The organism is Deinococcus psychrotolerans, from assembly GCF_003860465.1.
Lineage (GTDB): Bacteria > Deinococcota > Deinococci > Deinococcales > Deinococcaceae > Deinococcus > Deinococcus psychrotolerans.
Genome location: NZ_CP034183.1, coordinates 2,404,988 through 2,421,644, shown reverse-complemented (window position 1 = coordinate 2,421,644; position 16,657 = coordinate 2,404,988). Strand labels below are relative to the sequence as shown.

General features: G+C 62.9%; 20 protein-coding genes. 14 read left to right on the top strand and 6 right to left on the bottom strand.

The window, feature by feature from the left end; translation table 11 throughout:
• Positions 1-27 precede the first annotated feature (27 nt).
• The 3 genes from EHF33_RS11970 to EHF33_RS11960 all read right to left on the bottom strand — a co-directional run bounded on the left by EHF33_RS11970 (position 28) and on the right by EHF33_RS11960 (position 1,343).
• Positions 28-447 carry a hypothetical protein gene (locus tag EHF33_RS11970; protein WP_124871801.1) on the bottom strand — a complete coding sequence of 140 codons (420 nt, stop codon included), beginning with the start codon at positions 445-447 and terminating at the stop codon, positions 28-30.
• Positions 441-758, bottom strand: coding sequence for a PadR family transcriptional regulator (locus EHF33_RS11965; RefSeq protein ID WP_124871797.1), 318 nt, complete (start codon positions 756-758; stop codon positions 441-443). The genes EHF33_RS11970 and EHF33_RS11965 overlap by 7 nt, the downstream gene beginning before the upstream one ends.
• Before the next feature lie 105 nt (positions 759-863).
• Positions 864-1,343 carry a hypothetical protein gene (locus tag EHF33_RS11960; RefSeq protein ID WP_124871794.1) on the bottom strand — a complete coding sequence of 160 codons (480 nt, stop codon included), beginning with the start codon at positions 1,341-1,343 and terminating at the stop codon, positions 864-866.
• A gap of 81 nt (positions 1,344-1,424) precedes the next feature.
• Between EHF33_RS11960 and EHF33_RS11955 the strand changes: the two genes are divergently transcribed.
• On the top strand, positions 1,425-1,616 hold the full coding sequence (locus tag EHF33_RS11955; protein ID WP_124871791.1) for a hypothetical protein: 192 nt from the start codon (positions 1,425-1,427) through the stop codon (positions 1,614-1,616).
• 2 nt (positions 1,617-1,618) lie between these two features.
• Here EHF33_RS11955 and surE read toward each other — a convergent pair whose 3' ends face one another.
• Together surE and EHF33_RS11945 are read right to left on the bottom strand one after the other, a co-directional pair.
• Positions 1,619-2,398 (bottom strand): 5'/3'-nucleotidase SurE, encoded by a 780-nt coding sequence (gene surE, locus EHF33_RS11950; RefSeq protein ID WP_124871788.1) that lies wholly within the window; start codon positions 2,396-2,398, stop codon positions 1,619-1,621.
• Between the two features lie 134 nt (positions 2,399-2,532).
• A complete protein-coding gene (locus EHF33_RS11945; RefSeq protein ID WP_124871785.1) occupies positions 2,533-3,528 on the bottom strand; it encodes a quinone oxidoreductase family protein in 996 nt (331 codons plus the stop codon).
• Between the two features lie 211 nt (positions 3,529-3,739).
• Here EHF33_RS11945 and EHF33_RS11940 point away from each other — a divergent pair, with 211 nt between their 5' ends.
• The 13 genes from EHF33_RS11940 (at position 3,740) to EHF33_RS11880 (ending at position 15,904) form a co-directional block, all read left to right on the top strand.
• Complete coding sequence (locus EHF33_RS11940; protein WP_124871782.1) at positions 3,740-5,815, top strand: 3-hydroxyacyl-CoA dehydrogenase NAD-binding domain-containing protein; 2,076 nt, start codon at positions 3,740-3,742, stop codon at positions 5,813-5,815.
• Between the two features lie 49 nt (positions 5,816-5,864).
• Complete coding sequence (locus EHF33_RS11935) at positions 5,865-7,004, top strand: glycosyltransferase family 4 protein (protein ID WP_124871779.1); 1,140 nt, start codon at positions 5,865-5,867, stop codon at positions 7,002-7,004.
• The gene (locus tag EHF33_RS11930) at positions 6,997-8,178 is read left to right on the top strand and encodes an acetyl-CoA C-acyltransferase (RefSeq protein WP_124871776.1); all 1,182 of its coding nucleotides are present in this window, start codon (positions 6,997-6,999) and stop codon (positions 8,176-8,178) included. Before EHF33_RS11935 ends, EHF33_RS11930 begins: the two co-directional genes overlap by 8 nt.
• Before the next feature lie 2 nt (positions 8,179-8,180).
• Positions 8,181-8,636 carry a hypothetical protein gene (locus EHF33_RS11925; RefSeq protein ID WP_124871773.1) on the top strand — a complete coding sequence of 152 codons (456 nt, stop codon included), beginning with the start codon at positions 8,181-8,183 and terminating at the stop codon, positions 8,634-8,636.
• 12 nt (positions 8,637-8,648) lie between these two features.
• Complete coding sequence (locus EHF33_RS11920; RefSeq protein WP_124871770.1) at positions 8,649-9,593, top strand: alpha/beta hydrolase; 945 nt, start codon at positions 8,649-8,651, stop codon at positions 9,591-9,593.
• A gap of 111 nt (positions 9,594-9,704) precedes the next feature.
• Complete coding sequence (locus EHF33_RS11915) at positions 9,705-11,501, top strand: acyl-CoA dehydrogenase (RefSeq protein ID WP_164473469.1); 1,797 nt, start codon at positions 9,705-9,707, stop codon at positions 11,499-11,501.
• 58 nt (positions 11,502-11,559) lie between these two features.
• Entirely contained in the window at positions 11,560-12,114 is a 555-nt protein-coding gene (locus tag EHF33_RS11910; protein WP_124871764.1) for a hypothetical protein, read from the top strand.
• A complete protein-coding gene (locus EHF33_RS11905) occupies positions 12,111-12,743 on the top strand; it encodes a CDP-alcohol phosphatidyltransferase family protein (RefSeq protein ID WP_124871761.1) in 633 nt (210 codons plus the stop codon). Before EHF33_RS11910 ends, EHF33_RS11905 begins: the two co-directional genes overlap by 4 nt.
• Positions 12,740-13,576 (top strand): alpha/beta fold hydrolase, encoded by an 837-nt coding sequence (locus tag EHF33_RS11900; protein ID WP_241191156.1) that lies wholly within the window; start codon positions 12,740-12,742, stop codon positions 13,574-13,576. The genes EHF33_RS11905 and EHF33_RS11900 overlap by 4 nt, the downstream gene beginning before the upstream one ends.
• Positions 13,573-14,004, top strand: a complete 432-nt coding sequence (locus tag EHF33_RS11895) for a DUF6636 domain-containing protein (protein WP_124871758.1) — start codon at positions 13,573-13,575, stop codon at positions 14,002-14,004. The genes EHF33_RS11900 and EHF33_RS11895 overlap by 4 nt, the downstream gene beginning before the upstream one ends.
• Positions 14,005-14,025: 21 nt before the next feature.
• Positions 14,026-14,802 carry an SDR family oxidoreductase gene (locus EHF33_RS11890; RefSeq protein WP_124871754.1) on the top strand — a complete coding sequence of 259 codons (777 nt, stop codon included), beginning with the start codon at positions 14,026-14,028 and terminating at the stop codon, positions 14,800-14,802.
• A gap of 10 nt (positions 14,803-14,812) precedes the next feature.
• Complete coding sequence (locus EHF33_RS11885) at positions 14,813-15,247, top strand: PaaI family thioesterase (RefSeq protein ID WP_124871750.1); 435 nt, start codon at positions 14,813-14,815, stop codon at positions 15,245-15,247.
• Between the two features lie 207 nt (positions 15,248-15,454).
• Positions 15,455-15,904, top strand: a complete 450-nt coding sequence (locus EHF33_RS11880; protein ID WP_124871747.1) for a MaoC family dehydratase — start codon at positions 15,455-15,457, stop codon at positions 15,902-15,904.
• Positions 15,905-15,921: 17 nt separating this feature from the next.
• Here EHF33_RS11880 and EHF33_RS11875 read toward each other — a convergent pair whose 3' ends face one another.
• Positions 15,922-16,653, bottom strand: a complete 732-nt coding sequence (locus EHF33_RS11875) for a serine/threonine-protein kinase (RefSeq protein ID WP_124871743.1) — start codon at positions 16,651-16,653, stop codon at positions 15,922-15,924.
• Positions 16,654-16,657: the final 4 nt, after the last annotated feature.

Here is a 16,657-nt window from a genome sequence, read left to right as displayed (position 1 = left end):
CATTCAGAGAGAAACGTTAGTCGCCCCTTACTGCGCCGTGTATTGAGGCGCGTCGCTGCCGGTCGGCTGAGCCTCACTTTGGGTCTGGACGAGCGGCCAGCCCAGCGCTTGCCAGTGCACGCTCCTCGCCGCCGCGTAGCCCGCGCTACCCAGCGCCAGCGCGGCCAAAGCGGTGCGAATCAGCGGAGGCCAGCGGTGAACCTTGGCAAAGGCCCGCGCCGTGTGCTGAGGCGGCCCGAAGTCGCGCAGCGCCGCCGCCCAAGCTTGGGCAGTGCCGTTTGCCTCACCGCTCAGGCTCAGCGAGTGATCCAGCATCCGCTGAAACAAGTTGGCGTACAACTCGGCGGCCACCGCTGCCCGCGCCCGCCCCGGCAAATGCCGGGTGGCAGCGGCCAAGTAGGCTTGCACAGCGGCGGGCGCGGAGTCACTCAGAACAGCTTTCACCACAACGCCCGCAGCGCTTGGTCAAAAATCTGGTAGGCGTCGCGGCGGCGCTTGAGCTCGGCTGCTCCAGTGGAGGTCAGGGTGTAGTAGCGCACCTGCGGGCCACCTCTGGGCGGGGCTTTTTCCTCGGCCAGCACCCAACCTTGTTTTTCCAGGCGGTGCAGGGCAGGGTACAGACTTCCGGCATTGAGTGTGAAATACCCGTCCGTCCGGGCGTCCACTTCTTTGCCGATTTCTAAGCCGTAGCGCTCACCACCCTCCAGCACACTCAGCACGATCAAGTCTAGATTGCCCTTGAACAAATTGGCTTCCATAGAAGCAATCTATCAGATACTGATAATTGAGATGTGGACAGCAGGTTGACGCAGTTTAGCCAAAGAAAAAGGCCCACAACTGGGCCAAGAGGTTTTTTGCGCTGCTTACTGCTGAGCCAGCGGGAACTGAAGCTGCACTTGTTTGTCTTTTTCGTATTGGCAACCAAACGGCACGGTTTGCGAAGCGAATCCTTCGCGGCTCACCTTGACCTGACTGACCATCGACCAACCCGGAATGCGCGGCGGCAGGGCGGTGGAGTTGGCAGGAGGTCGCTGTGAGATGCCTTCGTTAACGCTGCTTACAATATCGCGGGCGTTATAGGACGCGCCAAGTGGAGCGCCGCCCGGCTGCTTGGCAAACTCACTCAACTGATCGGCCAACTTGTCTTTGCACTGCTCAATGAACTTGTATTTGCTCAGGCCGTTGGCCTCGGCGTTGCTGTAAAGGGGGTTGCTGCGAACGGCCCAGACGGTCATGAAGCCGAGCAGCGCCACGCTCAGGAGGAGAGCGACCCACAGCAGCACTTTCCCCGTGGTGCCGCGTCCGCCCTTGTTGTTTTGGTTGGAACTTGGATAAGAATTCATCTTGCCTTCCAGCATAGCGCGGCGGCTGGAGGCAAATCGTCTGCCTGACCAAAATTCTTAAGGCCGTACCGAGGCCTTGCATTGGACGGCGCTCTGCAACTTCTCAACTCTCCTGCCGCCATCCGCTTGGTGGATACGCCCGAAGCGCTAGCCGATGCCAAAGCCGCATGTGTTCCTGCCGTTCTGGTTTACCGTGTCGGCAAGGTAGACGATCTGCACAAGATTCCACTCACGCCAGTCAAGATCAGCAGCCTGAACGTGGTGAGAAGGTAAGTTCAGACCTCCGGCAAATACCCCGCCACCTGGTTCATTAAGTCGCGGGCCGTCAAGTCCATCCGAATCGGCGTGACGCTGATATAGCCGTCTTCCACCGCGCCGAAGTCGGTGTCGCCCGCGTACTCGGCGCGGGGCTTGCCCGACACCCAGTGGTAATCACGGCCTTCGGGATCTTGGCGCGTCACCAGCGTGTCTTCGTAGCGGTGATCGGAGAGGCGGGTCACGCGGACGCCTTTGATGACCGGCGGAATGTTGACGTTAAGGAAGGTGCGCGGCGGCAGGCCCTCCCTGAGCACCCGCTCCACCAACTTGGCGGCGTAGTCGGCCCCCGCCGCGAAGTCGTACTCTCCCCCGTTGCTGATCTGGCTCAGGGCAATAGACGGCACGCCCAGCGACACGCCTTCAATCGCCGCCGCCACCGTGCCGGAATGGGTCAAATCGTCGCCCATGTTGGCCCCCAAGTTGATGCCGCTGACCACCATATCGGGGCGGCCCAGCAAGTTTGCGCCCAGCACCACGCAGTCGGCGGGCGTGCCGTCAACGCGGTAGGCCGGAATTTCACCGAACCCCGCCGCTTTGGTGTGCTTGAAGCGCAGCGGGCGGCGAAAGGTGATGCCGTGCCCGACACCGCTCTGCTCCACGTCGGGAGCGACCACCATCACGTCGGCGATGCGGGCAATGGCGAGCGCCAGCGCCTTGATGCCAGGTGAGAAAATACCGTCGTCATTGGCCACCAAAACGCGCTTGCGGGCAGGGTGTGAGGTACTGGAAGAAGTCATGGCGGTTAGGTTAGCGCGGCTGGGTCAGGGCAATGAGAAGAGTGGCCCATCTTGACTCGGCGCTGTGGCTGAGCCACAAGAGGGGGAGTGGACAGCCGCTCTCCCCACTCCCCCTCTCGCCCAACAAACTCCGCTTACTTCTGCGGCTCGATGGTGACTTTACCGGTCGTTTTGCGGTCGAGGATATCCTGAAAAGCCTGAGCCGACTGCTCAAGCGGGTAACGCGGGCCGACTTGCGGGCGCAGCTTGCCTGCCGCCACCAGCGGAGCAAAGAAAGCCAGCGCGTCCCTGACCATGCTCGGGTCGCCCAGCATCGGGCTGAGCCACACGCCAGTCACGCTCAGGTTTTTCTTCATGAGGGCAGCGGGGTTGATGGTCGCCTGCTCCCCGCTGGCCGCGCCCACGATCATCAGGCGGCCCATATTGGCGAGCATCTTGAGGCTTTTTTGCACCATTTCGCCGCCGGTGATTTCCACCAGAATGTTGACGCCGCCGCTGCCCGCCGCTTCCTTAACAGCGTCTACAATATCCTCGCGCTCGGAGTTGAGGGTCGTCTGCGCTCCCAAGTCGGCGGCCATTTTCATCTTGGCGTCGGTGCTGGCCAGCGCAATGATGTTGAGTTCGAGCGCTTTGGCGACCTGAATCAGCGCCGTGCCAAGTGCGCCCGCCGCACCCTGAATCAGTACCGTTTCGCCTTTTTGGGCGCGGCCCAAAGTAATCAGGGTGATAAACGCGGTGTAATAACTCACCGGAAAAGCGGCAGCCTCGGCGGCGTCCAGACCGTCTGGCACCGGAATGATGCCGCGCAGGGGAACGATGGCGTATTCCTGCAAAGCCCCTTGCCCAGTCAGCGCGGCGACTTGCTGACCCACTTCAAAGCCGGTGACGCCCTCGCCCAGCGCGTCGATGGTTCCAGCAAACTCGCCGCCGGGAATCAGCGGCAGCTTGGTGGGCGTCAGGTACTGACCCTTGACGGCCAGCACATCGGCAAAGTTGATGCCCGCCGCCTCCACTTTGAGGCGCACCTGACCCGCACGGGGTTCGGGCTTGGCAACTTCGCGGAGCTGCATCACGTCGGGGTTGCCGGTTTGTTCGACCCAGATTTGGCGCATGGTCTCAGAATTGGTCATGGCTCTACTTTAAGCGCCTGCTGCCCGCCTAGATGAAGGAGAAGGCACGTTGCACAGTTGGGGAGCGCGTGAAGCGCGGTGTTCGCCTCGGAGTCGCAACAAACGGTGAGGCGCAGTGGTTGACCCGCCCGCCGCCGCGTGAAACCATGAGCGGGCCAACTCAACCTGTCAGACACGTTCCGTCCTCTTCACTCATTTTGGAGGTAATTCCATGAGCATCGTAGACCAGCTTCGCCAGGGCAGCACGCTCGTTTTGACCATCAACAATCCGCCAGTCAACGCCTTCTCGCCGGGCGTGCCGGAAGGTCTGCACGCGGGCCTGGATGCCGCCGAGCAGGATCAGACCATCAAATCGGTGGTCATCATCGGCGGCGGGCGCACCTTCATCGCCGGGGCCGACATCAAGACCTTCGACATGCCCCGCGAGCAGGCCCCCGACCTGCGCGGCTTCATCGTGCGCCTTGACGCCTTCGCCAAGCCCACGGTGGCGGCCATTCACGGCACGGCCCTCGGCGGCGGCCTGGAAGTGGCGCTGGCCTGTACTTACCGGGTGGCGGTGAAAGACGCCATGCTGGGCCTGCCGGAAGTCAAACTCGGCGTGCTGCCGGGCGCGGGCGGCACCCAGCGCTTGCCGCGTGTGGTCGGCGCTCAGAAGGCGCTGGAAATGATGCTGTCGGGCAACCCGATCAAGGCCAGCGAAGCCGCCGGGCTGGGCCTAGTCGACGAAATTGTAGACGGCGATCTGCTGACCGGCGCGGTGAAGTTTGCCGAGGCGCACGCCGATACCCGTCCGCTGCCGCGTATCAGCGAGAAGACCGCCGAGGGCAGCTCCGAGGTGTTCGCCGCCGCCCGCGAAGGCATCAAGAAGACCCACCGGGGTCAGCTTGCGCCCAGTTTCATTATTGATCTGGCCGAGAAAGCCACCACCATACCGTTTCAGGAAGGCTGGGACGCCGAGGCCAGCTTATTCATGCAGGCCAAAGACTCGCCGCAGTCGCGCGGGCTGCGCCACATCTTCTTTGCCGAGCGCGAGGCAGGCAAAATCGCCGGCATCGGCAAGAACACGCCGCAGAGCGAGATCAAGTCGGTGGGCATTATCGGGGCGGGGACGATGGGCGGCGGTATCGCCATGAACTTTCTCAACGCGGGCTTGCCAGTGATGATCGTGGAAACCGCTCAGGATGCGCTGGATCGGGGGCTGGCGACCATTCGCAAGAACTACGAGAACACCGCCAAGAAAGGCCGCATGACCCAGGACGACGTTGAAAAACGGATGGGCCTGCTGACCCCCACGCTTGACATGGCCGACCTCAAGGACGCCGACATCATCATCGAAGCGGTCTTTGAGAACATGGACGTGAAGAAGGACATCTTCACCAAGCTGGACGCCATCGCCAAGCCGGGCGCGATTCTGGCCTCCAATACCTCCACCCTGGACGTGAACGAGATTGCCAGCGTCACCAAGCGCCCCGAAAGCGTGATCGGATTGCACTTTTTCAGCCCCGCCAACGTGATGAAACTGCTGGAGATCGTGCGGGCCGACAAGACCTCGGCCTCGGTGCTGGCGACCAGCATGGCGCTGGCCAAGAAGATCAAGAAAGTCGGCGTGGTGGTGGGCGTGTGTGACGGCTTCGTCGGCAACCGGATGATTCACCGCTACAGCGACGAGGCCCGGCAACTGGTGGAAGCTGGAGCCGCACCGCAGGACGTGGACGCCGCCATGAACGGGCTGGGATTGCCGATGGGGCCGTTCCAGATGGGCGATATGGCCGGGCTGGACATCGGCTACGCCATTCGCCAGCACCAGGCCAAGGTCGCTGGCCAGCCCAAGCCCGACGGCTGGCTTGACCGCATCGTGGAGAAGGGCCGCAAAGGACAGAAAACGGCGGCGGGCATCTACGACTACGGCGAAGACCGCAAGCCCAAGCCCAACGCTGAAGTCACGCAGCTGCTGGCCGACTACCGCGCCGAGCAGGGCATCACGCCCCGTGAAGTCGGGCAGGAAGAAGCCAGCAAGCGCCTGACCTACAGCCTGGTCAACGAGGGCGCGAAGATTCTGGAAGAGGGGATTGCCCAGCGGGCGGGCGATATCGATGTGATCTACATTTACGGCTACGGCTTCCCGGCCTACCGGGGCGGCCCAATGCAGTACGCCGACGAGCAGGGCCTGAAGAATGTGGTGGCCGATCTGGAGCAGTACGGCCAGACGCCCGCGCCTTTGCTCAAGCAGTTGGCCGAGCAGGGCGGAACCTTCGCCGGGTGGGACAAGGGAGAAGGCCGAAGCTGAAGCGCCGTCCACGCCCTTCCTCACTCCCCCATTCACCGGAGCCTGCCTGATGACCAAGGTCGCCTTTCTCACCGACGCGCCGCGTGTGGCGGGCAGCGAAGTGTGGCTGCTCAGCGTGCTGCCGCATCTGCCAGCGCTGGGCATTGCTCCGGCAGTGTTCGTGCCGGTGGGAACGGCGCTGAACAGCTTCGCTGAGCGGCTGACGGCAGCTGGCCTGCCTGTGACCCGCTTCGAGCGTTTGGGCGAGTTGCCCGCCCTGACCCGCGACTTCGACGTGCGGGTGATGCACGCTTGGGGCCTGCTCACCTACGCCCGGCTGCTGCCGAAGCTGGCCGAGCCGCGCTGGGTGGTCATCCACGACCAGCTGGAATTCTTTTATCCGCTGGGCCTGCGGGCTTTCTACGGGCTGGGCTTTCGGCTCACCAAGGGCTGGGGGATGCGCTCGGCCAGCGGCGTGCTGACTGTCTCCGAGTGGGCCGACGACTGGCTGCGCCGTTATGGGTTGCCTGCGTCCGGTTTCGTCAAAAACGGAGTGGACGTGGAGCGCTTTCGGCCTGCCACACAGCAGGAACGCACCGACCTCCGCACCGACTTAGGCTTCACCCGCTTCACCGTACTGGTGCCGGGCCGCTTCGTGCTGGAAAAAAACCAGTGGGCGGCGCTGCGCTCGGCCCGGCACGCCCGCGACCTCGATTTCGTGTTCGTGGGCGATATGGACTCGCTGTTGGGCAAGGTGGCAGTGCAGTTCAAACGGCTGGCCCGCCTCAGCAACGTCCGCTTTCTGGGCCGCCGCCACGATATGCCCGACCTTTACCGCGCCGCCGACGCGCTGCTCCAGCCCACGCTGGCCGAGAATCAGTCGTTGGTGACTCTGGAGGCAATGGCCTCGGGCCTGCCGATTATCACCACGCCGATTCCTGCGCAGGCCGAACTCGTCGAGGACGGCGTGTCGGGCCTGCTGGTGCCGCCTGCCCCGCACCTGCTGGCGCTGGCCCTGCGTCGCCTGTCGGTCAGTCCGGAACGTGCCCGGCAGATGGGCGCGGCGGCGCGGGCGCGGGTACTGGCGGCGCACACACCCCAGTACACGGCAGCGGGGCTGGCCCGACTTTTGCTCTCTGCCGCTTCTCCCATCCCAACGCAAGCCAACGCATCCAAGCCCTCTCAACCAAAGGAGTTCCACCATGCCTGAAGCTGTCATCGTTTCCACCGCCCGCACCCCCATCGGCAAGGCCTACCGGGGCTACCTCAACGACACCCACGGCTCCGACATGGGCGCACACGCCGTCAGCCACGCTGTAAAACGGGCGGGCGTTGATCCGTCCGAGATCGAAGACGTGATCATGGGCGCGGGCAACCCCGAGGGCGCAACCGGCTCCAACATCGCCCGCCAGATCGCGCTGCGGGCTGGGTTCCCGGTCAGCGTGTCGGGTGTGACTGTCAATAGGTTTTGCTCCAGCGGCCTGAACGCCATCGCCATGGCAGCCAACAGCGTCATGGCTGGGCAGGGCGACATCATCGTGGCGGGCGGGCTGGAGAGCATCAGCCTGACCCAGAATGAGCATTCCAACAAGTTCCGGCTGCGCGGCGAGTGGCTTATGGAGCACAAGCCCGCCATCTACATGTCGATGCTGGAAACGGCGGAAAATGTCTCGAAGCGTTACGGCGTTTCGCGCGACGCGCAGGACGAGTACGCCCTGGGAAGCCAGCAGCGCACCGCCGCCGCCCAGCAGGCGGGCAAGTTCGACGACGAGATCGTACCGTACACCGCCAGCATGAAGGTGCAGGACAAGGCCACCGGAGAAATTTCCGACAAGGAAGTGACGCTCAAGCTCGACGAGGGCAACCGCCCCGACACCACGCTGGAAGGGTTGCAAAAGCTCAAGCCCGTCTTCGAGGGCGGCGTCATCACGGCGGGCAATGCCTCGCAGCTCAGCGACGGCGCGTCGGCCTGCGTGGTCATGAGCGCCGACCTCGCCCGTGAGCGCGGCCTCGCACCGCTGGGCCTGTTCAAGGGCTTTGCCGTTCACGGCTGCGAACCCGACGAGATGGGCATCGGGCCAGTCTTTGCGGTGCCGCGTCTGCTCAAGCGGCATGGCCTGACGGTGGACGACATCGACCTGTGGGAACTCAACGAGGCCTTCGCGGTGCAGGCGCTCTACTGCCGCGACAAACTCGGCATCGACCCCGAGAAGTACAACGTCAACGGCGGCAGCATTTCCATTGGCCACCCTTACGGCATGAGTGGCGCACGGCTCACCGGACACGCCCTCTTGGAAGGCAAACGCCGGGGCGCGAAACATGTGGTCGTGACCATGTGCGTCGGCGGCGGCATGGGCGCAGCGGGGTTGTTCGAGGTGTTGTAAGCGTGGATCAGCAAACGGCTCAGGAACTGATGACGCATATCGTTGCGCCTGCTTTTGAGCTGTTTGTTGAACGCCGCAACGCCTCTCTTTTGGAGCTTGACTTTGCCTTGCTCGCCCTCAGCAATGCCGTCAGCCACTTCCCCAACATCTCCGATTGGCCGGACGATGCTGAGTCAAGTTTGGATTATGCGGTGCTGAGTGCTGAGATCAGCAGGCATTGGCCCGAGCTTGGCCTGTATGACCTGAACACTGGAGAAGGATTGACGGATCACTCTTCAGAAATAGGTGACGCGATTGACGACTTGGCAGACATAGCTCTTGATCTGGGGCGTTCACTTGAGATCGCGCATGTCAATGTTTCGGGTGCGGTCTCTCAACTTCGCTTCTGGTACGACGCCCACTGGGATGACCACGCGGCAGATTTACGAAAGCACCTCACTTGGCTTCTGAACAAATAATGGAGACCCCACATGCCCCTAGACCCAGCCCTTAAAGAAGTTCTCCTTCAGTTCGCCGCCGCGCCGCAGCCAAATGGCCTCGACGAGATGCGCCAGATGGTGATTGCCAGCGCCGAGCGCACGCCCAAGCGCCCCACCAAGATCGCCGGAACCCGCGACATGCTTGTTCCTGGCCCCGAATCCGAGTTGCCCGCCCGCCTGTACTTACCGCTGGGCGCAAAGCCTGAAGGCGGCTGGCCGCTGACGGTCTTCTACCACGGCGGCGGCTTCGTCGCTTACAGCATCGAGACGCATGATCAGGTCTGCCGCGAGCTGTGTGAGGGTGCCAATACGGCGGTGCTGAGCGTGGACTACCGCCTCGCCCCCGAGCATAAGTTTCCGGCCCCAGTGGACGACGCCTACGCTGCCTTCGTCTGGGCTGCCGAGCACGCGGGCGAGCTGGGCATTGATCCCTCCAAACTGGCCGTATCGGGCGACAGCGCAGGCGCGAGCCTTAGCATTGCCGTGACCCAGCGTGCCCGCGACGAACACGGCCCGGCCATCAAAGCGCAACTGCTGATCTACCCGGCAGCCGATTTCGTCAACACCGAGCGCTACCCCTCGCGCAAGGAAAACGGTGAGGGCTACTTTCTGACCGAGGAGCGCATGAAGTTCTTCGGGGAAATGTATCTGGCCGAGGCCGCGCACGGCGAGCACCCGCATGTCTCGCCGCTGCACGCCGCCGACCTGAAGAACCTGCCACCCGCGCTGGTCCTCACCGCCGAGTTCGACCCGCTGCGTGACGAGGGAATGGCCTATGCCGAAGCGCTGGGGGCAGCGGGCAACCGCGCCGAGCAGCAGAGCGGCCCCGGCATGATTCACGGCTTTGCCAACATGACTGGCGTGTCTCCGGCAGCGGCGGAGTTAATGGATAGGGCGGCGGCTTGGCTGGGCAGGGAACTGGCGGGCACAGCTTAAGGCAGAGACTTTTAACCTGTCTGACAGGTGCGCCGAGTCTGCGCTAGAGTGAGGGCGTTCAAAATCCTTCACCCGCTCTTTGCGCTCACGCCCATCAGGAGGTTGACTTTCGTGGCCCCATTTCTCTCCAAACGCGATTTGCAGTTCCAGCTCTATGAAGTGCTCGACACCGCTTCCCTCCCCAGCCGCCCGCGCTTCGCGGAGCATTCCCGCGAGGTCTACGACGACGTGCTGGCGCTGGCCTACAACGTGGCCGATAAGTATTTCGCCAACCACGCCCGCGAAGCCGACCTCAACGAGCCGCATGTCGTGGATGGCAAAGTGCAGCTCGTTCCCGGCGTGCAGGCGGCGGTCAACGCCTTCCGCGACGCTGGATTTTTCAGCGCCCACCACGACGAGGAGTTGGGCGGCCTGCAACTCCCCTGGGTGGTGCTTCAGGCGGTGCAGGCCAACTTTCAGGCCGCCAATGTCGGTTCCAGCGGCTACGCCTTTCTGACCATCGGCAACGCCAACTTGCAGCGCGAGTTTGCTTCCGAGGCGCAGCAGGCCAAGTACATGATGCCGCTGCTGGAAGGCCGCTGGTTCGGGACGATGGCCCTCAGCGAGCCACACGCCGGAAGTGGGTTGGCCGATATCACCACGTCTGCCACGCCAAGGGAAGACGGCAGCTACAACATCTCCGGCAGCAAAATGTGGATTTCCGGCGGCGAACACGAGCTGTCCGAAAACATTGTCCATCTGGTGCTGGCCCGTATCAAGGGCGCTCCAGTGGGCGTCAAGGGCATCAGTCTATTTATCGTGCCGCGCTACCGTGTGGGCGAGGACGGCGGCGTGGGCGAGTCCAACAACGTCGTGCTGGCGGGCCTCAATCACAAGATGGGCTACCGGGGCACCACCAACACGCTGCTCAATTTCGGTGAGGGCGGCGAAACGGTGGGCGAACTGCTGGGCGAAGCGGGGCGCGGGCTGGCCTACATGTTCAGGATGATGAACGAGGCCCGCATCGGCGTGGGCATGGGCGCGGTGATGCTCGGCTACGCCGGATACCTAGCGAGTTTAGAGTACGCCCGCGAACGCAAGCAGGGCCGCCACGCCAGCAACAAAGACCCGCAGAGCGGCATGGTGGCGATCATCGACCACGCCGACGTGAAACGCTTGCTGCTGCGCCAGAAGTCGTTCGTGGAAGGCGGGCTGGCGCTGGGCCTCTACGCCTCAGCGCTGGTGGACGAGATTCAGACCGGGCCGGAAGCGGAGAAGCCCGATAACGAACTGCTGCTCGATCTGCTGACGCCCATCGTCAAATCGTGGCCCAGCAAGTACAGCCAAGAAGCGCTGAGTGACGCCATTCAGGTGATGGGCGGCGCAGGCTACACCCGCGATTATCCGGTGGAAATGTATTACCGAGACAACCGCCTCAACCCCATCCACGAGGGCACCGAGGGCATTCAGGGCAATGATCTGCTGGGCCGCAAGCTGGGTCAGGCAGGCGGGCGAGGCTTACAGGTGCTGATGGAGAAAATGCAGGCCGACCTTCAAGCATCCGAAAGCTTGGACGGCCTGACCGAGATTCGCGCTGCCCTGCAAACCGCCATGCAGGAATGCCAGACGGCGTTTGGGGCCATTCTCAAACGCGCAGCCGAACTTGGCCCCGATCTGTTTCTGGCCAACGCCAACAGCGCCCTGGAAGCCCTCGGCCACACCGTCATAGGCTGGATGTGGCTGCGGCAAGCGGCAGCGGCGGCCAAAGCCTTGCCAAACGCCAAAGGTGACGACTTGGACTTTTATCAGGGCAAATTGCAGGCTGCCAAATTCTTCGCCATTTACGAACTGCCCAAAATCAAGTTTCACACCGACCTCCTCGCCAGCGCCGATCCCACCACCCACGACATGCAAAGCAAGTGGTTTTAGGGTGAATCACACCGCAGCGTTCACGAACCGGAAGAAGATCAGGGGTTGGAAGACCCAGATGAAGCGCATCGAACGCTGGCGCACAGAGCATCTGACACCTGACTGGCCGCACTTTGAGCGCTACGATTATGACTACTGCAAGATTCAGATTGATCCTTGGAACCGCCTTATTGAGCGAGAACCGCCTATCTGGTTGGGGCGGCAGATGATTCACGGTCTGCTGGACATTCACGACTCTTGGACTTTGGCGTCCGGCCCGGAGGTGAAGTACCTGAAACTCTGGTTGAAGTGGCCTTACTTGACAACGTCGCAGGTGGTCATGGCAGGCGAGTCGCGGGCGTCTTGGTACGGTGGTGTGTTCCGACCTGTTGCCGACTTAGGGTGGGCAACGGAGAGGGGATTTCCACCGCAATTCGGCCCAGCCCTGCTCAAACGCTTACAGGGCTGGGACTGGCAGGAATGTCTGGATGAAGTGGAGGTTAAACGCGCAGACCTTCCGGCCAGTTGGCTAAATAAACGCCCTTATAGTTCCCTCCTTTCTGAAGGTGGCCGCTCTGTCACGCTGGTTGAAGTAGGCCGAGTCTGGCTAGGCAAGGAAAGGGTTCGAACGTGACAGGAGACCGCCGCCCCATCGCCGCCCGCGACTCTGGCGTGATGCAGCGCCTCGCGGCGTGGCTGATTTTGCGGCGGGCCTCGGCCAACGACATCTCGCTGCTGGGAATGGGAGCGGCGCTGCTGGCTGGGGGGTGCTTCGCCTTGGTACCGTCGCTGCCTCAAGCGACTTGGGTCTGGTGGCTATTGGGGGCCGCGCTGGTTCAACTGCGCCTGCTGGCCAACCTGCTCGACGGCATGGTGGCAATCGGACGCGGTGTGGCCTCCCCAGTGGGCGAACTCTTCAACGAAGTGCCAGACCGCGTGTCGGACACCACAATTTTGCTGGGGCTGGGCTGGGCGGCTGGCGAGCTGTCGCTGGGCCTCGGCGCAGCTCTGGCGGCCATGACCACCGCTTATATCCGCGCTGTGGGCCGCTCAGCGGGTGCGCCCAGCGACTTTCGCGGCCCGCTGGCCAAGCCGCAGCGCATGGCCCTCGTCACGCTGGCGGCGGTGTGGTGCGCGGTCACGCCCGCTACTTGGTCGGCGGCGGTTCCCACGCTCGCCCTTTGGGTCATTTTACTCGGCGCCGCTTTGACGGCAGCGCGGCGACTCACCGGCATCTCGCAAGCCCTCAGGAGGCTCCATTGAATACCGTCCCAGACACCAGCCCACTCAATACCGTTCAAGTTTCTGGCCGCAGCATGGCCTACACCGAAATTTGCCCCCAGAGTCCCAAAGCCACCGTCCTCTTTTTGGCGTGGCTGGGCGGATCGCGCCTTGGCTGGCAGAGCGTGGTGGGCGAGATCGGCAAGGACTTTAGGGCGCTGGCCCCCGATCACCGCGACACCGGCGACTCTCAGATGGTTGAGGACGCCTACACCCTGCCCGACTTGGCCGATGACGCCGCCGAATTTCTCAAGGCTCTCCAAACCGGCCCCGTGTTCGTGGTGGGCCTCAGCATGGGCGGGATGGTGGCGCAACATCTGGCGCTCAGGCACCCCGAGTTGGTGCGCGGCCTGGTGTTGGTGTCCACCACAGCGGGCGGAGCAGGCGGCACTCCCGCCACCGAGCGCGGGCGCAACGCTCTGTTTTTGTCCACCGAAATAGAAGCGGGAGAGCGGGCGCGGCAAGCTTTGGCGCTGATGGCCGCTGACGGCCTGCTGGAGCGTGACCCCGCCGCCTTCGACGCTGCCCAGCACAATGCCGAGCAGCATCCCCAGAGCGCTGAGAGCTACAAGCGGCAGTTTCGGGCCATCCGCAGCCACGACACCACCGCCGAGCTGAGCCAAATCAAAGTACCGACGCTGATTTTGCACGGCGAAACCGACGATCTGATTCCGCTGCCCAACGCTCAACGCCTCGCCGAGAGCGTCTCTGGCGCAGACCTCAAAACTTACCCGCAGACCGGACACATGCCGCAAGTAGAGCGGCGAGACGAGTTTCTGGCCGACTTGCGCGGCTTCCTGAAACAGTACGCATGAAGTTCTTGCTGCTGCTGGGCTTGCTGGGAGTCGGCGTCGTCTCCGCGCAGGCCACTTCGTTCAGTGACGGTTTCGCGCTGCCGTCCGGACGAATTCAGTGTCAGTTTAGCGACGAGGGAAGTCCGCCCGCGCTGAGCTGTGAAGTGCAACTCGCACAGTTCAGGCCGCCCACCCGGCCCGCCGACTGCCCGCTGGCCTGGGGCGATTCACTGGGCCTGGGCGTCACCGGCAAAGCGTATTTCGTCTGTCACGGCGACACGGTGTTTGATCCCTTGCGGCCCGCGCTGGCTTACGGCAACACTTGGCGCACGCCCGGCCTGACGCCAAATGGCCGGATCACCTGCCAGTCGCGCCCCAGCGGCCTGCGCTGCACCAATACTGATGGGCACGGCTTCGAGCTGGCCCGCGCTTATTACCGGCTGTTCTGAATTCACTCAAAGGAAAATCCTATGCCCCTACAACCCCTGTTTGACCTTACTGGAAAAGTCGCTCTCATCACTGGCGGCTCACGCGGCCTCGGCCTGCAAATTGCCGAAGCGCTGGGCGAATACGGCGCGAAAGTGGTGCTGACCGCCCGCAAGCAAAACGAACTCGACGAAGCCAAAACCCACTTGGAAGGCTTGGGCGTGGAAGTCATGACCATCCGCAACGACCTGAGCGATTACCCCAGCATCGAACCGATGGTGCAGCAAATCGTGGACGCTTGGGGCCAGATCGACATTCTGGTCAACAACGCCGGAACCACTTGGGGCGCAAAAAGTCAAGATCACCCACTGGACGCCTGGGAAAAAGTCATCAATCTCAATATCAACGGTCTGTTTCTGGTGACGCAGGCGGTGGGCAAGCTCTCGATGATTCCGCGCCGGAGCGGGCGGATCGTCAACATCGCCTCGGTGGCAGGGCTTCAGGGCAACGGCATGGGCATGATTCCCACGCTGGCCTACAACACCTCCAAAGGCGGCGTGGTCAACCTGACGCGCACGCTGGCCGCCGAGTGGGCCGAGCATAACATCACCGTCAACGCTATTTGCCCCGGCTATTTCCCCACCAAGATGACCAAAGGGACGCTGGATTACGGCATGGAGCGCATTTTGGCCGCCACGCCCCTGCGCCGCATCGGCAACGAGCAGGACTTGAAGGGACTGGCCCTGCTGCTGTCCAGCGACGCTTCCGCCTTTATGACTGGCCAAAACATCGCGGTGGACGGCGGGGCCATGTTGATATGAACGTGTTGATATGAATGGCGTCGGTTTAGAGAGCGAAGGCGCACGGCGGCTCGTCCAATTGGCTTTGGAAGGGAGCGGCTATTCCAAATGGATCGGTGTGCGGCTGCGTTCGTTTGCGGCGGGCACAGTCGAGATTGAGCTTGACTTGCGCCCCGACCTCACTCAGCATCACGGGCAGGCGCACGGAGCCGTCATCGGTTACCTCGCCGACACTGTGAGCGCTTGGGCAGCCGCCAGCTTGGGGGGCGACGTGGTGACGGCGGAATATAAACTCAATTTTCTGACGGCGGCACGCGGCGAAGTGCTGTGGGCGCGGGGCGAAGTGCTGCGGGCTGGGAAACGGCAAGCGGTGGTGCGCTCGGATGTCTACTCGCTCCGTGGCGAGGAGCAAACCCATGTCGCCACCGCTCTGGCCACCATCGCGGTGATCGGGCCGAGGAACTAAGGGCCAATCAAAGTCGAGCAGTGACTCTCGCTCCAGTCTTGCGCCGCAGCGGGACAACCCTGAGCCGCCGACCAAGCCGAATAAGTCGGGCTTAAGGCAGCCCACGCTGCGGCACAAAGTCGCCTGAGTTACCCCTAAACACGACCCACAAACCGCAGATACAGCAGCCGTAGCGGTCAAGCTTATCCCCAGCCCCACAGGAGGGTTATGCAGCCCAGCGAACTTCAGTCTCACCTCGGCCAACAAATCGCGCTTTCCGATTGGCTAGAGATCACCCAAGAGCGCGTCAGCGCTTTTGCCGACGCCACCAGTGATCATCAATTTATTCACGTCGACCCCGAGCGGGCGGCCCAGACTCCCTTCGGGGGCCCCATCGCCCACGGCTTCCTGACGCTCTCCCTGCTGGCGGGTGAGTTCGCCAATCTGGGCGGCAGCCTCCAGCTGGAGGGCGCAAAAATGGTGGTCAATTACGGCCTGAACCGGGTACGCTTCATTGCTCCGGTGCGGGTGGGCAGCCGCTTACGCAACCGCGCAGTGCTGCAAAGCGTGGAAGAAGGCGCAGGGTATTTGCAAGTGACAGTGCTCAACACCGTAGAAATCGGAGGGCAAGACAAGCCCGCCATGATTGCGGAGTCGCTGGGGCGGGTGTATTTGTAGAAACCTTTTGAGAAGCTTTAAATCGACCGCAGGAGTTCAGCGCGGACTTGCTCGGCGTCACTCGGCCTTTTGGCCGGATCAGCTTCCAGCAAGTTGGCGCATAGCTTTTCCAGCGGCTCCCCTGCCAAATCTGATTCACCGTCTGCCGGCAACTCACCCCTCAGACCCCAGTACAGCAGCACGCCCACGCCGTAAAGATCACTCTGCGGCCCCAACACCTCGCCGCGCTGCGCTTCGGGCGACTGAAAAGCGGCGGTGCCAATTCGGAGCGGCACGGCAAAGGTTTCGCCGATCGGCCCCGACAAATCGTAGTCCAACAAAGTGGCCGCGCCACTCTTTTGCACCAAGATGTTATCGGCCTTGACATCCCGGTGCAGCCAACCGCCCGCGTGCATGGCCGCCAAACCCTCCAGCACGTCGCTGAGCGTCCGCACAAAAGCGGGACGCTCACGCTCAAGGGCAGGGCGAAAACGGTAGCGGCTAAACAACTCGGTGCCTTTGGTAAAGCGCAGCACCACTGCTGGCTGGCCCGCCACTTCGCTGAGCAGCATGACTTCAGCCAAATGCGGCCCGCGCACCCGCATCCTGGCTTCTCTCGCGGCGTGATCGGCCAGCGGCGGCGCAAACAGCTTGACCGTGTAAGCTTCTCCGTCGTCGCCCAGCGCTACATACACCAAACTGGACGCGCCCTGTCCCAGCGGACGAATCAGGGTGTAGTGGTCAGCCAAACGGGTGCCAGCGAGCGACATACCT

Coding starts and splice junctions, on each gene's coding strand:
- EHF33_RS11965 (WP_124871797.1), bottom strand. CDS start 758: ATGGAAGCCAATTTGTTCAAGGGCAATCTAGACTTGATCGTGCTGAGT.
- EHF33_RS11960 (WP_124871794.1), bottom strand. CDS start 1,343: ATGAATTCTTATCCAAGTTCCAACCAAAACAACAAGGGCGGACGCGGC.
- surE (WP_124871788.1), bottom strand. CDS start 2,398: ATGACTTCTTCCAGTACCTCACACCCTGCCCGCAAGCGCGTTTTGGTG.
- EHF33_RS11945 (WP_124871785.1), bottom strand. CDS start 3,528: ATGACCAATTCTGAGACCATGCGCCAAATCTGGGTCGAACAAACCGGC.
- EHF33_RS11940 (WP_124871782.1), top strand. CDS start 3,740: ATGAGCATCGTAGACCAGCTTCGCCAGGGCAGCACGCTCGTTTTGACC.
- EHF33_RS11935 (WP_124871779.1), top strand. CDS start 5,865: ATGACCAAGGTCGCCTTTCTCACCGACGCGCCGCGTGTGGCGGGCAGC.
- EHF33_RS11930 (WP_124871776.1), top strand. CDS start 6,997: ATGCCTGAAGCTGTCATCGTTTCCACCGCCCGCACCCCCATCGGCAAG.
- EHF33_RS11920 (WP_124871770.1), top strand. CDS start 8,649: ATGCCCCTAGACCCAGCCCTTAAAGAAGTTCTCCTTCAGTTCGCCGCC.
- EHF33_RS11910 (WP_124871764.1), top strand. CDS start 11,560: ATGAAGCGCATCGAACGCTGGCGCACAGAGCATCTGACACCTGACTGG.
- EHF33_RS11895 (WP_124871758.1), top strand. CDS start 13,573: ATGAAGTTCTTGCTGCTGCTGGGCTTGCTGGGAGTCGGCGTCGTCTCC.
- EHF33_RS11890 (WP_124871754.1), top strand. CDS start 14,026: ATGCCCCTACAACCCCTGTTTGACCTTACTGGAAAAGTCGCTCTCATC.
- EHF33_RS11885 (WP_124871750.1), top strand. CDS start 14,813: ATGAATGGCGTCGGTTTAGAGAGCGAAGGCGCACGGCGGCTCGTCCAA.
- EHF33_RS11880 (WP_124871747.1), top strand. CDS start 15,455: ATGCAGCCCAGCGAACTTCAGTCTCACCTCGGCCAACAAATCGCGCTT.
- EHF33_RS11875 (WP_124871743.1), bottom strand. CDS start 16,653: ATGTCGCTCGCTGGCACCCGTTTGGCTGACCACTACACCCTGATTCGT.